Source organism: Actinoplanes sp. OR16 (assembly GCF_004001265.1).
Classification (GTDB): Bacteria; Actinomycetota; Actinomycetes; order Mycobacteriales; family Micromonosporaceae; genus Actinoplanes.
In genome coordinates this window covers 2614804-2638519 of record NZ_AP019371.1, presented here as the reverse complement: position 1 = coordinate 2638519, position 23716 = coordinate 2614804, and the positions used below count along the sequence as shown (strand labels likewise).

Annotated in this window: 25 protein-coding genes and 1 tRNA gene; 12 read left to right on the top strand and 14 right to left on the bottom strand. The window is 68.4% G+C overall.

What is annotated here, in order from left to right; genetic code table 11:
- Positions 1–34: 34 nt before the first annotated feature.
- Complete coding sequence (gene ligD, locus EP757_RS12205) at positions 35–958, bottom strand: non-homologous end-joining DNA ligase (protein WP_127545137.1); 924 nt, start codon at positions 956–958, stop codon at positions 35–37.
- Entirely contained in the window at positions 948–1889 is a 942-nt protein-coding gene (ligD, locus tag EP757_RS12200) for a non-homologous end-joining DNA ligase (protein ID WP_127545134.1), read from the bottom strand. The genes ligD (EP757_RS12205) and ligD (EP757_RS12200) overlap by 11 nt, the downstream gene beginning before the upstream one ends.
- A 63-nt stretch (positions 1890–1952) precedes the next feature.
- On the opposite strand from ligD (EP757_RS12200), the gene EP757_RS12195 reads away from it, so the two are divergent.
- The 4 genes from EP757_RS12195 (at position 1953) to EP757_RS12180 (ending at position 6049) form a co-directional block, all read left to right on the top strand.
- A complete protein-coding gene (locus EP757_RS12195) occupies positions 1953–2861 on the top strand; it encodes a Ku protein (RefSeq protein WP_127545131.1) in 909 nt (302 codons plus the stop codon).
- A gap of 24 nt (positions 2862–2885) precedes the next feature.
- Positions 2886–3401, top strand: coding sequence for an NUDIX domain-containing protein (locus EP757_RS12190; RefSeq protein WP_370457805.1), 516 nt, complete (start codon positions 2886–2888; stop codon positions 3399–3401).
- Positions 3402–3430: 29 nt separating this feature from the next.
- Positions 3431–4702, top strand: coding sequence for an MFS transporter (locus tag EP757_RS12185; protein ID WP_127545125.1), 1272 nt, complete (start codon positions 3431–3433; stop codon positions 4700–4702).
- 216 nt (positions 4703–4918) lie between these two features.
- Positions 4919–6049, top strand: a complete 1131-nt coding sequence (locus tag EP757_RS12180; protein ID WP_127545123.1) for a geranylgeranyl reductase family protein — start codon at positions 4919–4921, stop codon at positions 6047–6049.
- Between the two features lie 21 nt (positions 6050–6070).
- Here EP757_RS12180 and EP757_RS12175 read toward each other — a convergent pair whose 3' ends face one another.
- The 5 genes from EP757_RS12175 to EP757_RS12155 all read right to left on the bottom strand — a co-directional run bounded on the left by EP757_RS12175 (position 6071) and on the right by EP757_RS12155 (position 8801).
- The gene (locus EP757_RS12175) at positions 6071–6589 is read right to left on the bottom strand and encodes a DUF6226 family protein (protein ID WP_127545120.1); all 519 of its coding nucleotides are present in this window, start codon (positions 6587–6589) and stop codon (positions 6071–6073) included.
- Between the two features lie 56 nt (positions 6590–6645).
- Positions 6646–6846, bottom strand: a complete 201-nt coding sequence (locus tag EP757_RS12170; RefSeq protein WP_127545117.1) for a DUF397 domain-containing protein — start codon at positions 6844–6846, stop codon at positions 6646–6648.
- 218 nt (positions 6847–7064) lie between these two features.
- The gene (locus EP757_RS12165; RefSeq protein WP_127545114.1) at positions 7065–7259 is read right to left on the bottom strand and encodes a DUF397 domain-containing protein; all 195 of its coding nucleotides are present in this window, start codon (positions 7257–7259) and stop codon (positions 7065–7067) included.
- Between the two features lie 28 nt (positions 7260–7287).
- Positions 7288–8133 carry a helix-turn-helix transcriptional regulator gene (locus tag EP757_RS12160; RefSeq protein ID WP_232050474.1) on the bottom strand — a complete coding sequence of 282 codons (846 nt, stop codon included), beginning with the start codon at positions 8131–8133 and terminating at the stop codon, positions 7288–7290.
- 230 nt (positions 8134–8363) lie between these two features.
- Entirely contained in the window at positions 8364–8801 is a 438-nt protein-coding gene (locus tag EP757_RS12155; RefSeq protein WP_127545107.1) for a DUF6232 family protein, read from the bottom strand.
- Positions 8802–9215: 414 nt separating this feature from the next.
- Between EP757_RS12155 and EP757_RS12150 the strand changes: the two genes are divergently transcribed.
- The 4 genes from EP757_RS12150 (at position 9216) to EP757_RS12135 (ending at position 12030) form a co-directional block, all read left to right on the top strand.
- The gene (locus tag EP757_RS12150) at positions 9216–9662 is read left to right on the top strand and encodes a DUF2231 domain-containing protein (protein WP_232050473.1); all 447 of its coding nucleotides are present in this window, start codon (positions 9216–9218) and stop codon (positions 9660–9662) included.
- Positions 9663–9686: 24 nt separating this feature from the next.
- Positions 9687–10205 (top strand): type 1 glutamine amidotransferase domain-containing protein, encoded by a 519-nt coding sequence (locus EP757_RS12145; RefSeq protein WP_127545101.1) that lies wholly within the window; start codon positions 9687–9689, stop codon positions 10203–10205.
- 106 nt (positions 10206–10311) lie between these two features.
- Positions 10312–10884 carry a hypothetical protein gene (locus EP757_RS12140; RefSeq protein WP_127545098.1) on the top strand — a complete coding sequence of 191 codons (573 nt, stop codon included), beginning with the start codon at positions 10312–10314 and terminating at the stop codon, positions 10882–10884.
- Between the two features lie 90 nt (positions 10885–10974).
- Positions 10975–12030 carry an acyltransferase family protein gene (locus EP757_RS12135; protein ID WP_127545095.1) on the top strand — a complete coding sequence of 352 codons (1056 nt, stop codon included), beginning with the start codon at positions 10975–10977 and terminating at the stop codon, positions 12028–12030.
- Positions 12031–12120: 90 nt separating this feature from the next.
- Here EP757_RS12135 and EP757_RS12130 read toward each other — a convergent pair.
- A tRNA-Thr gene (locus EP757_RS12130) sits at positions 12121–12194 on the bottom strand.
- Between the two features lie 83 nt (positions 12195–12277).
- On the opposite strand from EP757_RS12130, the gene EP757_RS12125 reads away from it, so the two are divergent.
- Positions 12278–14008: a metallophosphoesterase gene (locus EP757_RS12125; RefSeq protein ID WP_127545092.1), complete on the top strand. Its 1731-nt coding sequence runs from the start codon at positions 12278–12280 to the stop codon at positions 14006–14008.
- On the opposite strand, the gene EP757_RS12120 is transcribed toward EP757_RS12125, so the two are convergent.
- Complete coding sequence (locus EP757_RS12120) at positions 14005–14862, bottom strand: regulatory iron-sulfur-containing complex subunit RicT (protein WP_127545089.1); 858 nt, start codon at positions 14860–14862, stop codon at positions 14005–14007. The two genes, EP757_RS12125 and EP757_RS12120, sit on opposite strands and share 4 nt — an antisense overlap.
- Before the next feature lie 143 nt (positions 14863–15005).
- Here EP757_RS12120 and EP757_RS12115 point away from each other — a divergent pair, with 143 nt between their 5' ends.
- A complete protein-coding gene (locus tag EP757_RS12115; RefSeq protein WP_127545086.1) occupies positions 15006–16766 on the top strand; it encodes a hypothetical protein in 1761 nt (586 codons plus the stop codon).
- A 33-nt stretch (positions 16767–16799) separates the two neighbouring features.
- Here the strand turns inward: EP757_RS12115 and EP757_RS12110 are convergent, their stop codons facing one another.
- The 3 genes from EP757_RS12110 to EP757_RS12100 form a co-directional block, all read right to left on the bottom strand.
- Positions 16800–17417 carry a hypothetical protein gene (locus EP757_RS12110; RefSeq protein WP_127545083.1) on the bottom strand — a complete coding sequence of 206 codons (618 nt, stop codon included), beginning with the start codon at positions 17415–17417 and terminating at the stop codon, positions 16800–16802.
- A 76-nt stretch (positions 17418–17493) separates the two neighbouring features.
- Positions 17494–17790, bottom strand: coding sequence for a type VII secretion target (locus tag EP757_RS12105; RefSeq protein ID WP_127545079.1), 297 nt, complete (start codon positions 17788–17790; stop codon positions 17494–17496).
- 1 nt (position 17791) lies between these two features.
- Positions 17792–18118 (bottom strand): YbaB/EbfC family nucleoid-associated protein, encoded by a 327-nt coding sequence (locus tag EP757_RS12100; RefSeq protein ID WP_127545076.1) that lies wholly within the window; start codon positions 18116–18118, stop codon positions 17792–17794.
- A 211-nt stretch (positions 18119–18329) separates the two neighbouring features.
- Here EP757_RS12100 and EP757_RS12095 point away from each other — a divergent pair, with 211 nt between their 5' ends.
- Entirely contained in the window at positions 18330–19523 is a 1194-nt protein-coding gene (locus EP757_RS12095; RefSeq protein WP_127545073.1) for a DNA polymerase III subunit delta', read from the top strand.
- Between the two features lie 7 nt (positions 19524–19530).
- On the opposite strand, the gene tmk is transcribed toward EP757_RS12095, so the two are convergent.
- Positions 19531–21366, bottom strand: coding sequence for a dTMP kinase (tmk, locus tag EP757_RS12090; protein WP_370457804.1), 1836 nt, complete (start codon positions 21364–21366; stop codon positions 19531–19533).
- Positions 21367–21759: 393 nt separating this feature from the next.
- On the opposite strand from tmk, the gene EP757_RS12085 reads away from it, so the two are divergent.
- Positions 21760–22965: an amino acid deaminase/aldolase gene (locus EP757_RS12085; protein WP_127545067.1), complete on the top strand. Its 1206-nt coding sequence runs from the start codon at positions 21760–21762 to the stop codon at positions 22963–22965.
- A gap of 7 nt (positions 22966–22972) precedes the next feature.
- Here EP757_RS12085 and EP757_RS12080 read toward each other — a convergent pair whose 3' ends face one another.
- Positions 22973–23602 (bottom strand): TetR family transcriptional regulator, encoded by a 630-nt coding sequence (locus tag EP757_RS12080; RefSeq protein ID WP_127545064.1) that lies wholly within the window; start codon positions 23600–23602, stop codon positions 22973–22975.
- Positions 23603–23716: the final 114 nt, after the last annotated feature.

Here is a 23716-nt window from a genome sequence, read left to right as displayed (position 1 = left end):
TCAAGAAACGCGTCGAGATCTTAAGGCCTGAAGATCACTTACGTCGATCCGCTTCCGGTACGACGTTTCCATTCCGTAGTAGATCGGCGAGCAGATCGCCGTGCTGCTCGACCCGGGCCAGCACCTCGTCCGGGCCGAATTGCCGGGCTTCCGCCTCGCCGGTCGCCATCGCGATCACTTCGTCCCAGGTCAGCGGCGTGGAGGCGGTCGGCCTCTCCCCCGCCCGCAGCGAGTACGGCGTCACCGTGGTCTTCGCCGCCGCGTTCTGGCTCCAGTCGATGAAGACCTTGCCCGGCCTGACGGCCTTCGCCATCTTTGCGGTGATCGAGCCGGGGACCATCGCCGCCAGCTCTTCGGCGACCTTTTTGGCGTACGAGGAAACGACCTCGGCGGACCGGGTCCCGGAAATAGGGCAGCACAGTTGCATACCCTTTTTTCCTGATGTCTTCGGATAAGCAGCAATACCGTCATCGGCGAGCCTGTCCCGCATCAGCACGGCGACGGCACAGCACTCCTTCAGGCCGGCCGGCGCTCCCGGGTCCAGGTCGACCACCATCAGGTCCGGGTCGGCGCCGACCCGCCACTGCGGGGTGTGCAGCTCGATCGAAGCCAGGTTCGCCACCCAGACCAGCGTGGGCAGATCGTCGACGACCACGAACTCGATCGTCTCCCGGCTCTTCGTGGACCCCGGCACCGGCAGGGTCTCCAGGCGCACCCAGTCCGGCGTACCGGCGGGCTTGTTCTTCTCGAAGAAGTGCGCGCCCTCGACGCCGTTGGGATAGCGGATCCGGGTGGCCGCCCGTCCGCTCAGGTGCGGCAGCATGACCGGGGCGACCCGGGTGTAGTAGTCGATCACTTCGCCCTTGGTGAAGCCGGCCGCCGGGTACATCAGCTTGTCCAGGTTGGAGAGTTCGACGTCGCGACCCTCGATCGTCACGGCGAACCGGTCAGGGCTCATCGTCGGCACACTCCGCGGGGCTCTTGTCGTCACGCAGCCGCAGGAACCGGGGGAAACGCAGACGACGGTCGGGTGTCTGGTTGCCGTAACGGATCTCGGCCACCAGCTCCGGGCGTACCCAATGGGCTCCTCGTGAATCCTCCCGGGGAACCACTCCCGGCGCGAAGGGCGACGCGTCGGTGGCGAGGGGTTCGAGCCTGGCCAGCAGCTCCTTCTCCGCCACGGCGCCGATCCCGCCGCCCACCCGGCCGCGGAACGCCAGCCCGCCCGGCCCGGGCACCCCGATCAGCAACCCGCCGAGCCTGCGGGCGCCGGGACGCCACCCGCCGATCACGTAGTCGCCGGTCCGGTCGAACTTCACCTTGATCCAGTCGGCCGACCGGGTGCCGGGCAGGTAGACCGAGTCGGAGCGCTTCGCCACGACCCCTTCGAGGCGGTTCTCCCGGGCGGCGGCGGCGGTGGCCTGGCCGTCGCCGAAGGAGGGCGGCACCATCCAGCGCGTGTCGTTCACCCCGAGGCCCTCGAGGAGCTCGCGGCGGACCAGATAGGGCAGGCCGGTGTGGTCGATGCCGCCGAGGAAGAGCAGATCAAAGATCATGTACGTGGCGGGCAGGCCGGCGGCGAGCCGTGCCGCCCGATTCGGGTCGCGCACGTGCATGCGTTCGGCGAGGGCCGTGAACGAGGGACGGCCGGCGGCGTCGAGGACCACCATCTCGCCGTCGAGGAGGGTGCCGGCGGGCAGCCGCAGGCCGGCGAGCTCCGGGTAGGCCGGGGTGACCACCGCTCCGGAGCGCGCGAAGAGGTCCGGCGGGCCGCCACCGAACAGGGCCAGGACGCGGACGCCGTCCCACTTGAACTCGTAGCTCCACTCCGGCCCTACCGGCAGCCGGCCAGCCGTCGCGAGCATCGGCGACAGGGGTGGACCCGGCACCTGATCACCATAAGCAGAAGCAATCACCTTACGCAGGCGTCCCAGTGATGCGATTCTGATGTCATGCGAGCGATCTGGAAGGGCGCTGTCTCGTTCGGCCTGGTGTCGATCGCCGTCAAGCTGTACTCGGCGACCGAAGAGAAGGATATTCGTTTCCACCAGGTGCATCGCACCGACGGTGGCCGCATCAAGTACCAGCGAACCTGCTCGGTCGACGGCGAAGTCGTCACCTACGACGACATCGCCAAGGGATACGACATCGGCGGCGGCGAAATGGTGATCTTGACGGACGAGGATTTCGCCGATCTTCCACTCAGCACCTCGCGCGCCATCGACGTGCTGGAATTCGTTCCGGCCGAGCAGATCGACCCGATCCTTTTCGCGAAGTCCTATTACCTCGAACCCGAGGGCCAGGCCGCCAAGCCTTACGTCCTGCTGCGGGACGCGCTCCGCGACGCCGACCGGGTGGCCATCGTCAAGATCGCGATCCGGCAGCGGGAGCAGCTCGCCACCCTGCGGGTCCGCGACGACGTGCTGATCCTCAACACGATGATGTGGCCCGACGAGGTCCGCACCCCCGACTTCGGCTTCCTCGACGAGGACATCGAGACCCGCCCCGCCGAACTGGCGATGGCCAGCTCCCTGATCGACTCGATGGCCGGCAGCTTCAACGCCGACGACTTCACCGACAACTACCGGGCCGCGCTGCAGGAGGTCATCGACGCGAAGGTGGAGGGCCGCGAGGTCGTCCAGCCGGAGGAGGCCGAGGAGGCGCCGGCCGCGGCGGTCGACCTGATGGCCGCGCTGAAGGCCTCGGTGGAGAGGGCGAAGGCGGCGCGTTCGTCGTCCGCCGAGTCCGCACCGCCGAAGAAGAAGGCCACGCCGGCCAAGAAGGCAGCGCCCGCGAAGAAGGCCACCACCGCCGCGAAAAAATCCACTCCCGCTCGGAAGCCCGCCAAGAAGTCAGCATGACTACGCTCGGCCCATGGGAATTGCATGGGTTGCGGGTGTCGGGGTGGCTCAGTGGCGCTGACGTGGGCAGAGTCGTACTTGGGCAAGGTCCGGGCCAGCGTCGGTGACACCGACACGATCTTCTTCGTCGGGGCGCGGACCGTGCTCTTCGACGACCAGGGCCGGTTGCTGCTGATCCAGCGCTCCGACAATCACCGGTGGGCCATCCCGGCCGGGGCCATGGAGCTCGGCGAGAGCATGGAGGACTGCGCTGTCCGGGAGCTCTGGGAGGAGACCGGGCTGAAGGCCACCTCGCTGACGCCGTACGCGTTCTACACGGCCTACACCTACACGAACGAGTTCCGCCACACCTACCAGCAGGTGCTCATGACGTTCGTGGTGCACGAGTGGGAGGGCGAGCTGCTCCGGCAGACCGAGGAGAGCGTCGACGCCGGCTTCTTCGCCCTGGACGCGCTGCCCGGCCCTAAATCGTTCGTGATCGAAGAGGCGCTCTCCGACCTCGACGAGTTCCGCGCTACCGGCAGGCTCGTCATGAAGTAGATCTTGCCCATGCGGCAAGATGGCCATTCGTGGATCTGGCTCCTCTGCGTACCTCCCGAGACTTCCGATTCGTCTTCATCGGCGGTGTGGTGACGAGTTTCGGCTCGTTCATCAGCTACGTCACCATCCCGTACCAGGTGGCGAAGCTGACCGACGACCCGCTGATGGTCGGCCTGATCGGCGTCTGCGAGCTCGCCCCGATCCTCATCATGGCGTTCGTCGGCGGCGCGCTCGCCGACTACATCGACCGGCGGCTGCTGGTCCGGGGCGCCGAGATCGCCCTCGCAGCCATCTGCGGCATCCTGCTGATCAACTCGCTCTCCGCCGAGCCGCACCTGTGGCTGCTCTACATCGCGGCGTTCCTGACCGCCGCGGTGGCGAGCGTGCAGCGCCCGGCCCTGGAGGCGATGGTCCCGCGACTGGTGAAACCGGAGGAACTGCCGGCCACCATGTCACTGCAGTCGCTCGGCGCCCAGTTCGCCCAGCTCTTCGGCATGCCCCTGGCCGGCATCCTGCTCGCCAACTTCGACCTGGCCTGGGTGTACGCGTTCGACCTGCTCACCTTCGTGGTCTCGCTGACCTGCCTGACCCTGGTCAAGGCCGTCCCGCCGCCCCCGGCCGCCGACCGCCCGTCGCTGTCCAGCGTCGTGACCGGTCTCCGCTACGCCAAATCCCGGCCCGAGCTGCTCGGCACCTACCTGGTCGACATCAACGCGATGTTCTTCGGCATGCCGTCCGCGCTCTACCCGTTCCTCGCGAACAAGCTCGGCGGGCCCAGCGTGCTCGGTCTCCTCTACGCCGCCCCGGCTGTCGGCTCACTGCTGGCGACGTTCGGTTCGCGGTGGACTTCGCGCGTGCATCGTCATGGTTTGATGGTCTTGATCGCGGCTGCCTTCTGGGGCGTCGGCATCATCGGCGTCGGCCTCTCCGGCACGCTCTGGCTCACGCTGTTCTGCCTTGCCTTCGCCGGCGCCGCCGACATGATCTCCGGCATCTTCCGCATGATCATCTGGAACCAGACGATCCCCGATCATCTGCGCGGCCGTCTCGCCGGCATCGAGATGCTCTCCTACACGACGGGCCCGCTCGCCGGCCAGCTCCGCTCCGGCCTGATGGCCCGCACTTCCCTCGGCGTCCCCGGCGCGATCTGGGTAGGCGGCGTCCTCTGCGTCGCCGGCAGCGTCGCCCTGGCCGCCGCACTACCCAAACTCGTCCGCTACAACGGCAAGGACGGCATGGCGCTGAAGAAAGCCGCCGACGAGCAGTGGGCGGCGGCAGCGGCCGCCCGCTCCCTCACTTGACCTTGACGGCGTCGTACTTGGTCTGCGGCTGCCGCGTCGAGGTGCCCGCGTAGACCACCTTCCCCATGCCCGACTTCAGGACCGCACTCTTCACGCCCTTCTTCGGGCTTGAAAGAACCGAAACGCCTTAGCCGCTTACTGGTGCGCCCGGCGCTCCAGGTGGGATGGCGGACTCACGCCAAGCGAAGAATCAATCAGCGTGATTAGACTCCAGGCGTGCGCCGGGAACCGGAGTGGGATGTCGCTGTGATCGGCGCGGGACCGGCCGGCCTGGCAGCGGCGCATGCTGCCGCCGAGGCCGGGGCTCGGGTGATCGTGCTGGAGCGGGCGCGGCATCCGCGCTACAAGACGTGTGGTGGCGGGCTGATCGGGCCGTCCGTGGAGATCAGCCGGAGCAGGCTGCGGATTCCGGAACGGGACCGGATCAACGCGGTGACGTTCACGCATGACGGGCGGCGCGGGTTCACCAGGCGGGCGTCCGGTGATCCGGTGGTGACGATGGTCAGGCGGGATGACTTCGATTCCGCGTGGTGCCGGGCTGCTGTTGAGGCCGGCGCACAGATCAGGGAGAACGTCCTGGTCAGGCGGGTGGAGCAGGACGCGGACACGGCAACCGTGGTGCTGGACGGCGGCGAGGAGATCTCGGCGCGGACGGTGATCGGCGCGGACGGTTCGGCCGGGGTCAGCGCCCGCCATGTCGGTGTCAGCTTCGACCAGCAGGATCTCGGCCTGGAGTTGGAGCTCGGCGCGACGCCGGCGGATCGGGAGCGCTGGCAGGGGCGTCTTCTGCTCGACTGGGGGCCGGTGCCGGGCTCGTACGGCTGGGTCTTCCCCAAGGGCGACCAGACCACCGTCGGCGTGATCATGGAGAAGGGGCGGGGCGCGGAGACGAAGCGCTACCTGCGTGATCTCGTGGCTCGTCTCGGGCTCGCGAATCGCGCGGTGATCCGTGATTCCGGGCATCTCACGCACTGCCGCCGGGCCGATTCTCCGCTGCGGCGTGGCCGGGTTCTGGTCGCCGGTGACGCCGCCGGGTTGCTCGAACCCTGGTCACGGGAGGGGATCAGCTACGCGCTTCGATCCGGGACATGGGCCGGGCAGGTCGCTGCCAAAGATCAAGAGCTTTCGTCGTACGAGGAAATGATCGCTGAAAACCTGGCACCCGAGATGGCAGCGGGGCGCCGGCTTCTACGACTGTTCGGACGGCATCCCGCTCTCGTGCATGCGGCGATGGCCAGCCCGATCGGATGGCGGGCGTTCACCGGTTTCTGCCGCGGAGAGGTCTCCATGGCCCGGGTCCTGCGCCGCCACCCGATCAGAGCAGCCGTCAATCTGTTGGGTCGGTGATGGTCTCTTGCCCACTGTCGATCAGTAGCGGAACTGCCAGGGAGCCCACTGCACCGCGGCGGCGAAACCACCACGGCGGGCGTCCCGGGCACCGGCGGCGGAGAGCGGACCCTCGCGGTCCGCGCTGACTCCGGTGCCGATCAACTTGGTCTCGAACCAGGACCCGCCCACCCCACGCCGGACGCGTTCCCACAGGCCGCCCTCGATCAGCGCGGCGGCGTGGGTGCGTAACCGCTCCACCAGGCCTCGCGGATCCTCGGCACAGGTGTCGCAGGCGCAGGTCGGCAGGGACTCCTCCCACCACCGGCCGAGCCGCAGGATCAAGCCCGGCTCGGTGAAGTGGATCGCCAGCGGAGCCCCGGCAGGCGAGCGGGGGATGAGCCGGACCGTCCGCACGAGCGCGTCGTCGAGCCCGAACGGTTCCTTCGTCTCGCGGCGCTCCACCAGATAGCGCTCGGAGAGTTCGTCCAGCAGGGTGTCGGCCGCATCGTGGAGCATCGCGAAGCGGTCCGTGTCGGTGGCGTGCTGATAGCCGTCCACCAGTGCAGTATGCCGCGCTCGGCCCGCGGCACCGGGTGGCTCCGGATGAAGCGAACTCATTCGAAACCGAAGTCCCCGGCCTTGACGCCGGCGACGAACGCCTCCCACTCGGCCTGGGTGAACGCCAGTGGAGTGAGATCCCGGTTCTTCGAGTCCCTGATCAGGACCTCTTCGCCGGTCATCGCGACCTCGACACATGCTCCGCTGGAGCAATGTCTACTACGTCGCCAGTGCAGCCTTTCCGTCGGATAGATCATTATTCGTACCTCCATGACGGCTCGAATCCACGGTATGCGAATGAACCGGGCATGGGTGCGTACACACATGAGTGAAAACGAAACGACGCCGCTTATCACGTCAAATGTGAGGTATGCGGCGTCCGTTCGAACCGATATGCAGTTTTTGTGAGTATTTTTTGACGCGCCCGCTCCGCGCTTTCCAGATCACCTACGCGAAGCGGGCGGTCGTCGGGACCTCAGAAGCGGAATTCGCCCGCAGTCACACCCTCGACGAACGCGTCCCACTCGTCCTTCGTGAAGGCGAGCGCCGCGACCTCCGGGTTCTTCGAGTCACGGATGAGGTACTGGTCGTCGACCTTGGCAACCTCGACGCAGGTTGACGTTCCGCAGCGGCTGCTCTTACGCCATGCGGGCACGTTCATCTCTCCCATTGTGGACCTTCCACGATTTGTATCTCAGCTAATCCCGAGGACTCGTGCCCTCGAGTATCTCGATCTGTCTCCGGATGAATTCGATCGTGTCTTCCTCATCCGCGACCTCTTGCCAGACCTTGTCGTAGCGAGCGCGGTGTTTCGCGGTCGCCTCCCGGTCTTCCACCAATTCGTCGTCGATCCCGGTCTCCCGGTAGAGAACCTCGCCCTCACCGAGGAGGAGCAGGTCGAAGCTGGCGTTGTTCGTCACCGAGGCGTCCAGCGAGAACGGCACCATCCGGATCCTGATGGTGCCGTTCTCAGCGAGCGCCTTGAGGTCCCGTAGCTGGTCGGCGAAGATCTCCGGCCCTCCGATGGTCCGTCTGAGGACCGATTCGTCGAGCATCACCAGGAACTGCACGCCGGTTCGGGCGAGCAGTGCCTCCCGTCGCAGCGCCCGCGCCTGGACCCGGCGAGCGCGCTGCTCCTCGGTCAACTCCTCCTCGAACCGGCTGATCAGGGCCGTGGCGTACGAGGTGGTCTGCAGCGGGCCGGGGATGTAGTAGATCGAGTACGAGCGGATCTCGGTGGCTTCGCCCTCGTACTCGATGAGTTTGCGCATGTGGTCGGTGAGGTGTTCGCGGTACGCGGGCGTCTGGAACCACGCCGCCCGCTGCCGGGTTCGTGCAATGCGGGCGTCAGCGACCAGTGCCGCGACGACCGCCTTGTCCTTGATCCCGAGGTAGCTCAGCAACGGCCGGAGGTCGTTCGGGGAAATGCTGACGTCCCCGTTCTCGATCCGGATCACCTTGCTGAGCGACCATTCCATCTCCTCGGCGACCTGGAGTTGGGTGAGATCGGCTCGCTCCCGCGCTTCACGAAGCGCAAGCCGCACGCGCCGGCGCGCGATCGTAGGCGAGTCACCCTCAGCCATGAGTCCTTCATCGTCGAAGTAGGTGGTGACAGTAGGTAATAGTGGCCGTGCGATGTGCTACCTCGCTGATTGCCAAGTGGCACTCAGCGAGGTCGCGGACATCCTATTACTGTCCTATCAGAACGACGGGTGCAAGGTGCGGTTTTGATCAAATAGAGATCTCACCCGAGAGGTATTCGCGAACGGGCTGGTCACGCGGCCGCTAGCCCGTACCCCCAGGGTGTCCGGCCGGTGTCTTCCATGGCTCGTCGCAAGGCCCGGCTCACCTGATTGAAGACGCGGGCATCGGCCGAGGAATAGAGCACCACGGCCTGATTCCGGTACTGCGCATGCAGCTCCCAGTGCCGCGGTTGGCGCCACGCGGCCATCACAGCGGGTGCCGACACGGCGAGGAAGCCTGCCACGTACCACGTCGGGGTGGGCATCAGGCTCCAGCCGGCGACCGCGACGAAGAGGACACCGACGATCAGCGCCGGAGCGAAGGGGCGCATCCGCGCGGGCGCCTGGACCAGGCCGACATTGCGGAGATCGCGCACGGAGAAGGTGTGCTGCGCCGAGACGGTCTTCCACACGAAATGATCGTCGGTCACCATGGCGTCGGGCCCGGAGTAATAGGTGCGTGTGCGCATGGCGAACTCCTCTTCGCTTTTCCTTGCGAGGGGGAGGAAGGCAGGCCACCATTGGCGCGAGGGCCCCCCGCCTCGCGTGTCGCAAAAGATCAGAGCCGTGCATGAGAAGGAATCAAGAACAGTGTCGTAGAGGCGGACAACGGCACCCGTTTGCCGCCGGGTGCCGTTGTTTGTCTCTCCCTCCGACTCCACCCTTGTTGCCGTATTCGTAGTACAGCACGCCATGCCGCTGTCCGCCACCACTCAATCTGCCATGTTGCAGATTACGGAGAAGCCGCGCTGCTTCCGTGTGGGCACGGCCACGGTCGCCGCGTCGGCGTTTCAGCCCTCGGCGGACCGGGTAGCCAAAACTCGGATGCCGCGACGAACCTGTATTTACGCAGGTGGGAAGGCGAATGCCGAATGGAGAGCCGGTTGAGTGTCGCGGGCCAGCAGGTGCAGCCGATCCTGGTGATGTTCCCGCTCGGTCTATTCGCGATGGCCGTAATGTTCGATATGGCCGACTTGCTGGGTGGCCCTAGCATCTTGGGCGCGCTGGCCTACTGGAACATCATCGCCGGACTGCTCGGCGGAGTGCTCGCCGCCCTGGCCGGGGCGGTCGACATGATGTTCGTGCGGAACCCGAGTGCACGCCGTCTCGGTGTGCTCCGCAGCCTGATCAACATGGGTGTCCTGGTGATCTTCGCGGTCATCCTGATGCTCCGCGTCCACACCCCCGGCCGCGTCGCCGGCGGTGGCGTCTTCGCCGTCGAGGTGCTCGCGCTGGCCCTCGCTTCGTTCGGCGCCTGGTTCGCCGGCGAACTCGCGAACGGCCGCGCCCCGGCGTTTGCCCGCGCCGCCATCGGGAACCGCAACTATTGAGCGTAGTTGCGAAAGGAGCCCGAGATGCGTGTGGCTTTCCTCGCCACGGACGGTGTGGAGGAGATCGAATACACCGAACCCCGCAAGGCCGTGGAATCGGCCGGCGGGACGGCGGAACTGCTGTCGATCAAGAATGGTGAGATTCAGGCCGTCAATCACATGGACAAGGCCGGCACCTACCGTGTCGAAAAGCATGTGACCGACGCCGACCCCGCCGATTACGACGCCCTGGTCCTCCCCGGCGGTGTCGCCAATCCCGACTTCCTGCGAGCCGACGCGGATGCGGTCCGCTTCGTCCGCGACTTCGTCGGCACCGGCAAGCCCGTCGCCGCGATCTGCCACGGCCCATGGACCCTGATCGAGGCCGGCGTCGTCGACGGCCGCACCCTGACCAGCTGGCCCAGCCTCCGCACCGATCTCGTCAACGCGGGCGCCACCTGGGTCGACGAACAGGTCTTCGTCGACGACGGCCTGGTCACCAGCCGCAAGCCCGACGACCTCCCCGCCTTCTGCGAAGCCTTGCTGGATCAGATCTCTTCCTGACCTTCCTTGTACGGGTGAAGCCCAGTCAGGACACCGACAGAAGGCACCGCGTCCCACCCGCCACCGTGCACCCTCGGCATCAGGTACTTCTCTGATCTGGGGACACATGTCCGATGAAGCGCCCGCGGGCCAGGAGTCGGCCCTCAACGAGTTCACCGCGCTCCGAGCCGAGATCATCGCCCGGCAGAACAGCCAGCAGGGACTGTTGTCGATCCAGCTCACGGCCGCGGGCGCGCTCTTCAGCCTGGCGCTGTCCGGCGCCGGCAGATCAGCGGTCCTCCTGATCCTCCCCCTGATCACCTACATGCTCGCCGGCCGTCACGTCTCGCACAGCTATGCGTGCACGAACATCGGGGCGTACGTGCGGACCCGGCTGAGTCCGCGTGTCGGGGACGGGCTGGGCTGGGAGCAGTGGCTGGTCGAGCACCGGACGAAGGCGAGCCGGTCCCGGTCGCTCAATCCGCTCTTCATCACTTTTCCGGGGATCAGTGTGCTGGCGTTGCTCGGGTCGCTGCCCTACCTGGTGACGCTGAGGATGTCCGTGACGGCGGTGATGTTGTGGGCGGGCCGGCTCGCCGGGGTGGGCCTGGCGTGGTCGGCCGCGAGGCTGGTCTGGAACGTCCGCGGCGATTCGTTCCTCCGGAGCGGACCGGCCGAGGTCGAGCCTATGAATCGCTAGATCACTGAGCTGTGACATCGGTGATCTTCGTCACTCACGCTAGATCGTGTTTCGACCGGACGGCACCCTGACCGGGTGACAACCGCAGTGATGCCTGTGAGCACCGGGGTCGCTGCGGCGCCGGCCGTCAAGCGCGACCCGTACATCGACAACGTCAAAGGACTGTTGATCGTCCTGGTCGTGCTGGGCCACATGGTGGGTCAGACGGTCGGCTCCTCGCCGGGCGGCAAGACGATCTACACGTTCATCTACCTGTGCCACATGCCGGCCTTCGCCATGCTGTCCGGGATGCTGTCGGCGACCGAGCTGACCGGCCGGCGCGCGGCGTCGCTGCTGCGGGACCTGCTCGTGCCGTACATCGTGTTCCAGCTGCTCTACATGAGCTTCTACACGGTGATGGACAAGCCGATGGACTGGACGGTCAACTCGTTCCTCTCCCCGATCTATCAGCTGTGGTTCCTGCCCGCCCTGTTCGCCTGGCGGATGCTCACACCGCTCTTCGCCCAGCTCCGCGGCGCTTTCCCGATCGCGATCGTGGTGTCCCTAGCGGCCGGTGCCGCCACGGTGCTCACCCACACGTTCTCGCTGAACCGGGTAGCCGGGATGCTGCCCTTCTTCGTCCTCGGCGTCTGGCTCGGCCGGGGCAGGCTCGCCTACCGCCCGTCGGGGGCCGTACGACTGGCCGCAGTCGGCGTGCTCGTCGCCGTGGCGCCGATCGCCTACCTGGTCGCCTCGAACCTGTCCAGCCTCTGGCTGTACTGGAACAGCGCCTACAAGCGACTCGGTGTCGAGGTGAGCGAGGGCGTCCTGATCCGCCTCGGCCTGATCGCCGTCAGCCTGGCGATGATCTGGGCGATCATGATGCTGGCCTCCCGCCGCCAGACGTTCTTCACGGGCTGGGGCGCCAACTCCATGTACCCGTACCTGCTGCACGGGTTCGTCGTCCTGGCCTTCGCCTGGTCCCCCCTCGACCGGCAGGTCGACAACATCCCCGCCCTGCTGGCCCTCACCGCCGGCGTTGTCGCGTTCGTCTGGCTCACCGCCAGCCGCCCGGTCGTGTGGGCCCTGCGCCCGCTGGTGAGCCCTCCGATCGACTGGCTCCTGAAGACCGTCACCAAGTCCCCCTCGGCGACAGCAACCAGCTGATGCCCCGCCGAGGGTGAGATGCCTGCGGCAGACCGTCGTCGAACCACTCAAAAGAGAAAGCCCAGGCCATTGACCTGGGCTTTCTAAACGAGCCGCCTGACGGAATCGAACCGTCGACCTACGCATTACGAGTGCGTCGCTCTAGCCGACTGAGCTAAGGCGGCAACGGAAGCAAGTGTACGGCATCAGGCGGGGCGCCCGGCGCGGGGGACTCCGGATCGAGTCGGGCGCCGACTAGGATCGGTCGATGTCGTTTGTTGCTCGACAGGATCCGGTCGAATCCGAGCGGACCATGCCGGAACGCCCTACCAGCATGGATCCGCAGGAGCTTGGTTTCACGCCGAAAGGGCCGGTCGGCTGGCTCGCGCCGCTGTTGCTGTTGAGCACCGGCCTGCGGGCACTGCTGGCGATCCTGTTCGGGGCGTACCTGGACAAGCGTGAGCTGCAGAACGCGCTCGACAGCGACGTCTTCGACCATTCCGCGACGGCCGACGGCGAATTGTGGCTGGACTACATCGCCGATCTCGGGGACGGGTTCGACGCGACCTATTCGATGGCCTACCTGCTGGCTCAGCCCGACCTCGAAGTCGACGGCGAGCGACTCCCGCGCGGCCGCCTGCTGATGATGGGCGGCGACCAGGTCTACCCGCTGGCCAGCGGCGACGGCTACGAGAACCGAATGAAGGGCCCGTACCGCGCGGCCTTGCCGGAGGCGCCGGCCGGGGAGCCGCGACCCACGCTCTTCGCTTTGCCGGGCAACCATGACTGGTACGACGGACTGACCGCTTTCCTGCGGCTCTTCGCCCGGAGGAAGGACGGCCACATCGGCGGTTGGCGGACCGAGCAGCGCCGTTCCTACTTCGCGGTGAAACTGCCGGCGAACTGGTGGTTGTTCGCGGTGGACGAGCAGTTCGGGGCGTACATCGACGACCCGCAGCTGATGTATTTCGAACGTGCCGCCGCACAGGTCGGGCCGGACGACCGGGTCATTCTGATGACGCCGTCGCCGACCTGGGTGAAGGCCGCCGATTCGCCGGAGAAGTACGACGCCGTCGACTACTTCATCCGGACCATTCTCGCGCCGACCAGGGCCCATGTGCGGGTGCTCGTCTCCGGCGACCTGCACCACTATGCGCGGTACACCGGCGAGGACCGAGAGTTGATCACGTGTGGTGGCGGGGGCGCCTACACACTGGGCACCCAGAACCTTCCGGACGAGCTGACGGTGCCGCCCAAGGAGACGCTGACCCGCAGCAAGAGCCGCAGCCGTACGTACGGATTGAAGGAAAGCTTTCCGGATGCGCCCACCTCGCGCCGCTGGGGGTGGGGCGTCTTCCATCGGCTGCCGCGCCGCAACGCCGGATTCGCGACGATGCTCGGGATCATCCAGACGCTGACCATGCTGGCGATGGCCGGCGCCGCCGCGTCGAGGCAGGACGGCAGCATCCTGAAGCTGTTCACGATCCCGCTGGTCCTGATGCTGCTGGTGATCCTGCTGGCCACCGTGCTGTTCGCGCAGCCGCCCGGCGCGTCGTCGCCGAAGCACGCACGGCACTGGATACTCGGGCTGCTGCACGGTTTCGCCCAGATCGCGCTCGCTGCCGGCGGCACCCTCGCCTGGCTGCGGCTGGACTTCCGCGACTGGGCGTGGCCGCTGCCGCTCGTGGTGGCCGCGGTCGTCTACGGACCGGTGATCGCCATCCTGTCGACCCAGTTGACCGCCGCCTATCTGCTGATCGCGGCCCGGTTCGGGGTGAACGTCAACGAGCTCTTCGCCGGCCAGGGCATCGAGGACGGCAAGAGTTTCCTGCGGATGCACATCGGCGCCGACGGCACACTGACCATCCACCCGATCGGCGTGCGGAAGGTCTGCCACGACTGGCAACCCGACCCGGACGGCGACCCCGAGTCACCGTGGCTACGCCCGGAGACACCACTGATCCCACACCGAATCGAACCGCCGGTCCGGGTCGTCTAGTCCTCCGCGTTGTATTTCGCGTCGTGGGCCTGCCTCGGCCCGCAGACCGAGGCGCGACTGCATGAGCAGCGCGAGCCGTCGGCGTCGAGCCGGACCACGACCTCGTCCTTCGGCACGCTGTGGCCGACGACGCGCCCGTCGCCCTCGGGAGTCGTCACCCGGGTGCCGACCGCCGGGGTGGACGCCTGGAATTTCGCGTACAGAGGGTGCTCGTATTTGAGGCAGCACATCAACCGGCCGCATGCGCCGGAGATGCGCAGAGGGTTGAGCGGCAGGTCCTGATCCTTCGCCATCCGGATGGTGACGGGTTCGAAATCGGTCAGGAAGGTGGCGCAGCACAGGTCGCGCCCGCACGATCCGATGCCGCCCTGCACGCGGGCCGAGTCACGCGCGGAGAGTTGCCGCAGCTCGACGCGGCAGTGCAGGGTGGCGCCGAGGTCGCGCACGAGCGAGCGGAAGTCGACGCGGTGCGGCGCGGTGAAGTAGATCGTCGTCCGGGCGCTGCCGGATCCACCGTCGGCCGCGGCCTGCTCGAGCACGTGGTCGATGGCGACCACCTTCATCGGCAGGTCATGCGCCTTGATCAGTTTCTTGGCGGCCACCTTGGCCTCGGCCTTGCGCTTGCGCAGCAGCTCGTCGCGGCGCAGGTCGCGGTCGTCCGCAAGCCCGGCGACCTTGGGGAACCCGGAGGTGTCCTCGTCGACCCATTGCGGCGCCCAGACGCACTCCGCCACCTCGGGTCCGTCGTCCGTCGGGACCAGCACGCGGTCGCCGACTCCGGGCGTGAACCCGTTCGGATCGAGGTAGTAGAGGCGGCCGTAACGGTTGAAGCTGACCGCGCACAGCATGCCCATGCGACCAACCCTACGACGCCCGGCAAGCCGCACCAAATGCCGGATTTGAACTACCCGCGCGGGTTGTCGCATAGATGCGACGCAACCGGCCTGATCGACCTTCGTTGGCCAGTCCCGTAGACGACGCCGCGAAAGGAACTGCCATGACACCCGCCAGGTCGGTGGCCGCCGGATCGATGGTCACCAGCGTCGTCGCGCTGAGCGCGCTCGCTGTGCCTCTGCCGGCATTCGCCCAGGCCACCTGCACCAAGCCTGGCACCCACGCCGGCCAGTCCAGCACGCAGCTGCTCCGGATCAACCGGCTCGAGCTGGGCGACGTGGCGGCTCCCGCCACGCGGTCCTCGGCTTCCCCGGCGGACGGCGGCGGCGGTCAGGGTGGATGGTCAGGATCAAGACCCGATTCGCGTACGGGGGAAAGCACACCGGAATCGGCTCCCGCCATCAGTGGGGTCGCCCTCGGTGACGCCCGCAGTGTCCTGATCGCCAACGGCACGATCAAGTCAGCGGCGGCGGCCCGCGCACTGGACGGCCGGGTGTCCGGCGACTCCTCCCGCAACGACCTCGTCGTGCAGCAGGCCCCGCCGGACAACCGCAAGGCGGCCGGGCAGCGCCTCGGCGCGAAACGGTTCGGCCCGCTGCGCGCCGGGTCGGGTTCGCTCTCCGCGCACGCCCGCTGGAACAAGGGGCTGACCTGCGGTTCCACTACGGGCGAGGCGTCGACTGCGACGACCGAGCTGGACCGTGTCTCACTCACCGGCGGCGGCAACCAGTCGCTGGTCCGCGTACCGGAGAAGCTCACCGGCACGACCACCACCGGGCTGCGCGGCCGCGACGGCGAGGCGGAGACGGTCACGACGGCGACCTTGGAAGCCGGCAAGGTCGCCCTGGTCGACGGCGAGGTCCGCATCCGGATGCTGAGGGCCGCCACACTGCGGGTGAGCATGTCGGCGGCCGGGCGTGGCGAGGCCCATTACGAGCCGCCCCTGGTCGAGGTGACCCACCGGGATGGCGAGAAAACCGTTCTCGACACTGCGGGTGACCACAAAGAGATCACTCTGGGTGAGGAGTCCACGGTTCTGGAGTCGCTGCCCGGCCGCGTCGGCAAGGGCGAGCCACTACCACTGCCGTCGATCCCGGGATTGCCGGTCATCGGCGACGCCACTCTCGGCGACCCGAACACCGACGACGCCAAGACCGTGGAGAGCTCACCGTCCGGCGCCGGTTCAACGGACCGCTCCCCCTCCACCGACGCCGGTTCCAAGATTGCGGGCCGATCTCCCTCCGGTGACGCCGGCTCCGAAGCCGCGGACCAATCCCCGGCCGGTGACGCCGGTTCCGAGGTCGCAGACCAATCCCCGGCCGGTGACGCCGGTTCCGAGGTCGCGGACAGTTCCTCGGCTGGCGGCTCCGGCGGCGGGGCTGAGTTGCGGATCTCGCTCGGTGCGGTGCGGCAGGCTGCTGAGGGGAAGGCGATCGCGGCGCGGGCTACGGCGATCAAGGTGTCGTTGGTGCGCGGGGAGGTGCGAGGCACTTCGGGGTATTCGTCCGCAGTGGTGGCGGACCTCGCCTTCGGCATGCTCGAAGGTGCTGCCGTAGCGCCCCGGCACGGCGTCATCGACCGCGCAGGTTCGGGATCGTCCGCGGGCGGCAACTCCCCTGGCGGCTCGGGATCGTCCGGTGGCTCAGGTTCGTCCGGTGGCTCAGGGTCGTCCGGCGGCTCAGGGCCGTCCGGCGGCTCGGATTCGGCTGCGGGGCCTGGCTCGGTGACCGGTGCCGGGGTGGGTACCGGTGGGTTGCCGATCACCGGGCCGGGCGTGGTCTCCCTGCTGGTAGCCGGTTCGAGCATGGTGATCGGCGGGCTGTGTGCGCTCTTCCTGAGCTTCCGCCGGCGCCGGGAAGCCTGAAGCACACAGTGGACAGTGCCCGGTCGCGGCCACTCAGGGAATGACAGTGGTTTGCAGGGCCGCCGCCTCGTCGATCAGGAATTCGCCTCGGTCGTAGCCGTCGGCGACCGTTCGCAGCAGCGGGGCCGCCAGGTCGGCGGCGAGGCGGGCCTCCTCGATCGGGGAGAGATGGGCCGGGGAGCTCGTCGTCAGGGTCACCGCTTCCGCGGAGATCAGGGTCGCGGCCAGGATCGCCGCCAGGTCGCCACGGGAGCGCGCCATCCAGGCGGCCAGCTCGCCGGCCAGGTCGGCTGTTGCTCGCACACGGTGCCCGAGGCTGTCCGGGCCGCCGCTCAGGTGTGCCGCGGTGTGGTGACGCTTCACCTCGTACGCCTCCGCCGCCTCTCCCTCCCACGCACCCGGCAGCGGAAGCGCGTCCGCGACCGCGGCGTAGGCATCGGCGTCGGCGCGCAGCTCCGGAACCGCTTCGAGGATCGCCTCCGGGTCGAGAGCGCCCACCGCCCTGGCCGCGTCGCCCGGTAGCAGGCGGACGCGGCGCAGCTCCTGCCAGACCGGGTGCCCCTCCGGAGCGCCGATCGTGGAGAGCACGTGGTCGACCTGGGCCAGCAGAGGGCTCGCCGCGTCCAGGAGGTGGTCGAGGTTGTCCATCATCCGAGACCTCCGCCCGGCAGGCGGATCGGGAGGCTGGTGGCCTTCGCCGGCGTCAGGTCTCCCGCTGGAACCGGCATCAGATCTCCCGCTGGAACCTGTGGCGGACCGTCTCGTCGGTGTCGGCATAGGCGCTCGCACTGGCCCGGAGTGATTGGGCCATTTCGGTCAAGGACGCGTTGGCAGCGGCCGCCTCCCGGGCCCTGGCCGCGAGCACGGCGGTCCAGCCGGCGTAGAGCGCCCGGCCGATCCGGCCCGGACGACCGGCGTCGTCGGCGCCGAACACGGCCGCGGCCGGCGTCAGCAACGGCATCCGTCGGTCCATCGTCGACAGTGCAGCCGCCGCGCTGTCGATCTGGTCGGCGAGTCGGTCCACCTCAGTGCCCCTCCAGCGTGCGGAACGATCCGAAAACTTCGCCGTGCAGTTTTTCTCTCGCCCAGCGGGCGGCCTCGGCCGCGCTCACCACGGCGGCCTTGATCTCGGCCGCGAACTCGGCCGGCGCACGATGGCGCAGGTCGCCGTGCAGCCGAACGTCCACGATGTCTCCAGCGGCGGTGACCACGACCTCGATCGAATGGTCCGGCGAGTGCACCGAAACGGAATGCTTTGCCACCGCCTGATCGAATTCGGCCCGGAGGTCTTCGATGCGCCGGTATCGCTCGATCGCCTCGTCGATCCACGCCTCGTCGATCTCGCGGGCCATTCCGGCTCCTCACCGCGTGTCATTCCGCCGTAGCGTTCAGGCATCAGACCGTACCGCTTCGGTGACCGTCCCGCTACGCCAGGAAGGCCCCCCTGTGGATAACCGAAAGTCCAGACGCGGACCGTAACCTAGATCGACATAAAGATCACGCAGAGTGATTCACCGGCGGCCTGATGCCGACGATGTCGTACCGGGGCAATACCATCGTCGGGTGGGCGATGTCTTTGCTGAACTGGTCGGACAGGACGAGCCGGTGGAGACGCTGCGCCGGGCGGCCGCCGCTGCTGCTCGCGCGGTCGCGGGTGACGCCGCCGGCGCGGGCGGGATGACGCACGCCTGGATCTTCACGGGGCCGCCGGGGTCGGGGCGCTCGACTGCCGCCCGGGTGTTCGCGGCGGCGTTGCAGTGCGAGCGGGACGGTTCCGGGTGCGGCGAGTGCCACGGGTGCCACACGACGCTGGCCGGGACGCATGCCGACGTCCGGGTGGTGGTCTCCGAAGGCCTGTCGATCAGCGTGCGGGAGATGCGCGCGCTGGTGCTGCGGGCTGCGAGTTCGCCGTCGGCCGGGCGGTGGCAGGTGGTCATCGTCGAAGACGCCGACCGGCTCGGTGAGCGGGCCGGCAACGCGCTGCTCAAGGCCGTCGAGGAGCCGTCCCCACGGACCGTCTTCCTACTCTGCACCCCCTCGGTCCACCCGGACGACATCTCGGTGACGATCCGTTCGCGCTGCCGGGTCGTGCCGCTGCGCCAAGCGTCGGCGGCAGCGGTCGCCGAGGTGCTCGTCGCGCGGCACGGGATCGAGCCCGGCCAGGCCGCCTGGGCTGCCGCGGCGGCGCAGGGCGACGTCGAGCGGGCCCGGCAGCTCGCCACCGACCAGGAGGCACGGTTGCGCCGCGACGAGGTGCTCGCCGTGCCACGCCGGCTCAGCAGCATCGGGGCGTGCTTCGACGCGGCACAGACCATGGTGAACTCGGCCCGTCGCGAAGCCGCCGACGCGGTGGTCGACATCGACGCCGCCGAGAAGGCGGCACTGGAGCAGGCGCTCGGCGCCGGCGGGACCGGCCGGGGCGCCACGACGGCGATGCGCGGCGCTGCCGGCCAGATCAAGGAGCTGGAGAAGAAGCAGAAGTCCCGGGCCACCCGTTCGCAGCGTGACGCGCTGGACCGGGCGCTCAAGGACCTGGCCGGCTTCTACCGGGACGTGCTGGTCACCGGCCTGCGCGCCCCGGTCGCCGTGGTGCACGCCGACATCGCCCAGGTGTCGGCGGCCGCTGCCGAGCGCTGGTCACCGGAGAGCGTGCTGCGACGGCTGGAGGCGGTGCTGGCCTGCCAGGACGCCATCGAACGCAACGTGAAGCCGGACATCGCCCTGGAGGCGATGATGGTCACCCTCTGGCGAGGCTGAAGCGAGGTCAGGCGGACGGGGCGTTCTCCGGGTGGGCCTCGTCCACGACCGTCAGGAGGGTGGCGAGCCTGGTCGAGACGGCGTCTGAGATGTCGTCGACGGGCTGGGCGGCGTCCAGGACCAGATAGCGCTTCGGGTCGGCGGCGGCCAGGTCGAGGAAGGCGTAACGGACCCGTTCGTGGAAGGCGCGGGACTCGCTCTCCAGACGGTCGGCGTCGCCGCCCCGGGAGTCGACCCGGGTCAGGCCGACGCCCGGCTCCACGTCCAGCAGGACGACGAGGTCGGGCTTGAGGCCGCCGGTGGCCCACGACGAGAGCCAGGAGATCTCCTGGACCGGCAGGGTACGACCGGCGCCCTGATAGGCGAGCGACGAGTCGACATAACGGTCGCTGACCACGACGGCCCCTCGCTGGAGAGCCGGGCGCACGACGGTGGCGACGTGATGGGCGCGGTCGGCGGCGTACAGAAGCGCCTCGGACCGTGCCGAGGGAGCGTCCTCGCCCTTGTTCAGCACCAGGCTCCGGATCCGGGCGCCGAGGTCGGTGGCGCCGGGCTCGCGGGTGACCACGACGTCCCGGCCCTGCGCGCGCAGGGTTTCGGCGAGCCGGGTGACCTGCGTCGACTTGCCCGCGCCCTCGCCGCCTTCGAAGACCACGAAGACGCCGGCCTGCACGAACGACTCGGCCGGGGAGAGCGGGCGGCCACGCACCGAGCCCCAGAGGTCGGCGAGGACCGGCACACCCCTCTTGTCGTCCATCTGGCGGAACGAGCCGATGCCGACCCAGATCCCGATCGCGCCCGCGACCAGCAGCAGCACCCGGGTCGCCGAGACGTCGAAGCCGACCGGTCCGAGGTCCACACGGCGGGAGCTGCCGAGGCCGACCAGGAAGCCGGCCAGGGTGATCGCCAGGAGTAGGACCATCCGTACGCCGATCTGCACGACCGCGAACACCCGGCCGCGCAGTTCGTCGGCGATCTCGCCGTAGAGCAGGGTCGTGCCGGCCAGGAACGCCATGCCCGCCCCGGCGCCCACGAGCAGCGCGCCGACCAGCGCCATCGACAGGTGGAAGGCGAGTCCCAGGAACATCACCGAGCCGCTGGCGAGCACGATGCTCATGCCGAACCAGCGTTTGCGGGACAGCTCACGGACGATCATCGGACCGAGGCCGATGCCGAGCGCGAGGCCCATGAAGATCGTGCCGAAGAGCAGGTAGAAGGCGGCCTCACCGGCGCCGAGCGAGACCGCGTACGTCCGGGCCGCGCCGATCACCACACCGCCGGCCGCGAAGGCCCCGAAGATGCCCACGACAAGGCCGCGGACCAGGGGCGTGCTGCCGATGTACTTCCAGCCCGCCGTGAACTGCTTGGACATGCTCTGCTCGGCGGCCATCTCGCGCGCCGGGCTCTTGCCGCCGATCTCCTTGATGCCGAAGAACACCACGATCGCGGTGGCCAGCCGGGAGAACGCGTTGATGTAGAGGGCGATCTGCACGGGTTGCGCCCAGTCCGGCAGGGTCGCGCCGGACTGCTGGAGACCCGCGGTGAGCGCGGAGAGCGAGAGCGCCGCCAGGATCGGCGTGATCCCGTATGTCGTCACGAGCGTGAGCTGGTTGGAGATCTCGATCCGCGACTTGGGGATGAGGTTCGGTACCGCGGCTTCCTTCGCCGGGATCCAGATCAGCGTGATCGTCTCACCGAGGAAGGTGGCGATCGTGGCCCACGCGACGGTCAGGGCCGGCGACCCTCCGAAGAGCGGGACCAGCGGGATCGACAGGTAGATCACGAATCGCAGCAGGTCGACGATCACCATGGTGTAGCGACGGTCGAACCGGTCGGCGATCACACCGGCGATGGGCCCGAGAAGAAGAGCGGGGAGCAGTCGTACGGCGATGGTCCCGCCGAATGCGGCGCCCTGCGCCGCCGGGTTGTCGAACTGGGCGGAGGCGAAGAGACCGGTCGCGAGGATGCCGATCCAGTCACCGAACGAGGCTGCCGCGAGGACGAGCCACAGCCGGCGGAATCCACGGAGTCTGAGGACGGACCTCAGCGCTGCCGCCCCGGAGAGGTCGACAGGGCCGCTGTCCTGGCGCTTTTCGGTACTGATGGCCCCTACCTCCCGTGGTCACTTGCCCGGAGCACTGTAACCGGCCGCGGCGGCGCGAGCGGATCAGCACGTTCGGGTGGCGCAGAGATGAATGTCTTTCGCGTTACCCTCGCCAACAGTTAACGTACTGGCGTGCTCACTGACCGCACTGCTCTGCGCCAGCGACTCGACACCGCGACCGGCCACCTGGAGACCCCGGTCGCCGTGGTGGATCTGGCCGCGTTCGACGCCAACGCCGCTGAACTGACCCGGCGTGCCGCCGGTAAACCGATCCGGGTCGCCAGCAAGTCGGTGCGCTGCCGTGCCCTCCTCGAACGCGTCCTGGCCCGTCCGGGATGGCAGGGCGTCATGGCGTACACGCTGCCCGAGGCGATCTGGCTGGTCCGGGCGGGTGTGACCGACGACGTGCTGGTGGCGTACCCCACGGCGGACCGGGCCGCGCTGCGCGAACTGGCCGGCGACCCGGCCGTCGCCGCCGCCGTCGCCGTGATGGTCGACCACCCGGCTCAGCTGGACCTGATCGACCAGACCTCGTCGCCGGGCAGCCGGCCGCCGATCCGGCTCTGCATCGACCTGGACGCCTCGTGGAAGCCGGCCGGGCCCCTGCACATCGGCGTACGCAGGTCGCCGGTGCACTCGGCGGCCCAGGCCGGGACGCTGGCCCGCCAGATCAGCGTGCGGGAAGGGTTCCGGCTGGTCGGCGTGATGTCCTACGAGGCACACATCGCCGGGGTGGGCGACGACCCGCCCGGTCAGGCACTCCGCGGCCGGGCCATCCGGCTCATGCAGAAGCGGGCGCTGCCGGAGCTGCTGGAGCGCCGGGCCGCCGCGGTGCGCGCGATCGGCGAGCACGCCGACCTGGAATTCGTGAACGGCGGCGGCACCGGCAGCGTGGCCGCGACCAGCGCCGACCCGTCAGTCACCGAGGTGACCGCCGGATCCGGTCTCTACGGGCCCGCGCTGTTCGACTCCTACCGCAACTGGAAGCCCAGTCCCGCCGCGTTCTTCGCGCTGTCGGTGGTCCGCCGGCCCGCCCCGCGGATCGCGACGGTGCTCGGCGGTGGCTGGATCGCTTCCGGGCCGCCGGAGGCATCACGGCTGCCTACGCCGTACATGCCGGAAGGTCTGGTCTTCAAAAGCGATGAAGGCGCCGGTGAGGTGCAGACGCCACTGCTCGGGACGGCCGCCGACGAGCTGCGCCCCGGCGACCGGGTCTGGTTCCGTCATGCCAAGGCCGGCGAGCTGTGCGAACGCGTCAACGAGCTGCAACTGATCGACGGTGACACAGCGACGCCGGCCCCTACGTACCGCGGTGACGGCCGTGCGTTCCTCGGCTGAGGGAACCTCAGGCGTCGACGTGGCGGTGGAGGTACTCCCTTATCAAGGCCTTCGCCTCGACCAGCACCGCTTCGTCGCCGGTGGGGTCACGACGGAACGCCAGCTTGATCAGCGCGTCCGCCGCCTCCACCGAGATCTGCAGCGCGAACCGCAGCCGCACCCGGTCGATCAGCTGGAACTGCTCGACCAGAAGCTCGGCGAGGCGCTCGGCGATGACCGCGTTGTTGTCGCGGTCCGAGTCGAGCAGGTGCAGGTCGACCACGTCACCGAAGTGCAGCGTGCGGAAACCCGGCACACTGCGATGCATGTGGATGTAGCCGTCGATCGCGGCGTCGACGGCGTCCCACCAATGGGTGAACGTCTCGCTCGCGAAGCGATCGGAGAGGCTCTGCAGGTACGCATCCATGTTGCGCAGCGCCAGAGCCTGAACGATGGCCCTCTTGTCCGGGAAGAACTGATAGACCGAGCCGATGGCGACCTCAGCGCGCTCGGCGAGCAGGGTGGTGGTCAGCCCCTCGTAACCGACCTCGTCCACCAGCTCGGCGCAGGCGTCGAGCATGCGCTGTACCCGGGCAACGCTTCTGCCCTGCACCGGAACCCGCCTCAGCGGTCCGGTGCTGACGGTTGGTGTCGACACGCGTCGCCACTCCCTCTCAGCAGAGAGACCACTCATGACGGACTACACATGGTCATGAATGAATCTCAGTGTTAAATCGAACGTTACTCGGATCAACGAGCGAGGCGCATCGAC

Coding starts and splice junctions, on each gene's coding strand:
- ligD (WP_127545137.1), bottom strand. CDS start 958: ATGAGCCCTGACCGGTTCGCCGTGACGATCGAGGGTCGCGACGTCGAA.
- EP757_RS12195 (WP_127545131.1), top strand. CDS start 1,953: ATGCGAGCGATCTGGAAGGGCGCTGTCTCGTTCGGCCTGGTGTCGATC.
- EP757_RS12190 (WP_370457805.1), top strand. CDS start 2,886: ATGGGTTGCGGGTGTCGGGGTGGCTCAGTGGCGCTGACGTGGGCAGAG.
- EP757_RS12170 (WP_127545117.1), bottom strand. CDS start 6,846: ATGATCTATCCGACGGAAAGGCTGCACTGGCGACGTAGTAGACATTGC.
- EP757_RS12165 (WP_127545114.1), bottom strand. CDS start 7,259: ATGGGAGAGATGAACGTGCCCGCATGGCGTAAGAGCAGCCGCTGCGGA.
- EP757_RS12155 (WP_127545107.1), bottom strand. CDS start 8,801: ATGCGCACACGCACCTATTACTCCGGGCCCGACGCCATGGTGACCGAC.
- EP757_RS12145 (WP_127545101.1), top strand. CDS start 9,687: ATGCGTGTGGCTTTCCTCGCCACGGACGGTGTGGAGGAGATCGAATAC.
- EP757_RS12140 (WP_127545098.1), top strand. CDS start 10,312: ATGTCCGATGAAGCGCCCGCGGGCCAGGAGTCGGCCCTCAACGAGTTC.
- EP757_RS12135 (WP_127545095.1), top strand. CDS start 10,975: ATGCCTGTGAGCACCGGGGTCGCTGCGGCGCCGGCCGTCAAGCGCGAC.
- EP757_RS12125 (WP_127545092.1), top strand. CDS start 12,278: ATGTCGTTTGTTGCTCGACAGGATCCGGTCGAATCCGAGCGGACCATG.
- EP757_RS12120 (WP_127545089.1), bottom strand. CDS start 14,862: ATGGGCATGCTGTGCGCGGTCAGCTTCAACCGTTACGGCCGCCTCTAC.
- EP757_RS12115 (WP_127545086.1), top strand. CDS start 15,006: ATGACACCCGCCAGGTCGGTGGCCGCCGGATCGATGGTCACCAGCGTC.
- EP757_RS12110 (WP_127545083.1), bottom strand. CDS start 17,417: ATGATGGACAACCTCGACCACCTCCTGGACGCGGCGAGCCCTCTGCTG.
- EP757_RS12100 (WP_127545076.1), bottom strand. CDS start 18,118: ATGGCCCGCGAGATCGACGAGGCGTGGATCGACGAGGCGATCGAGCGA.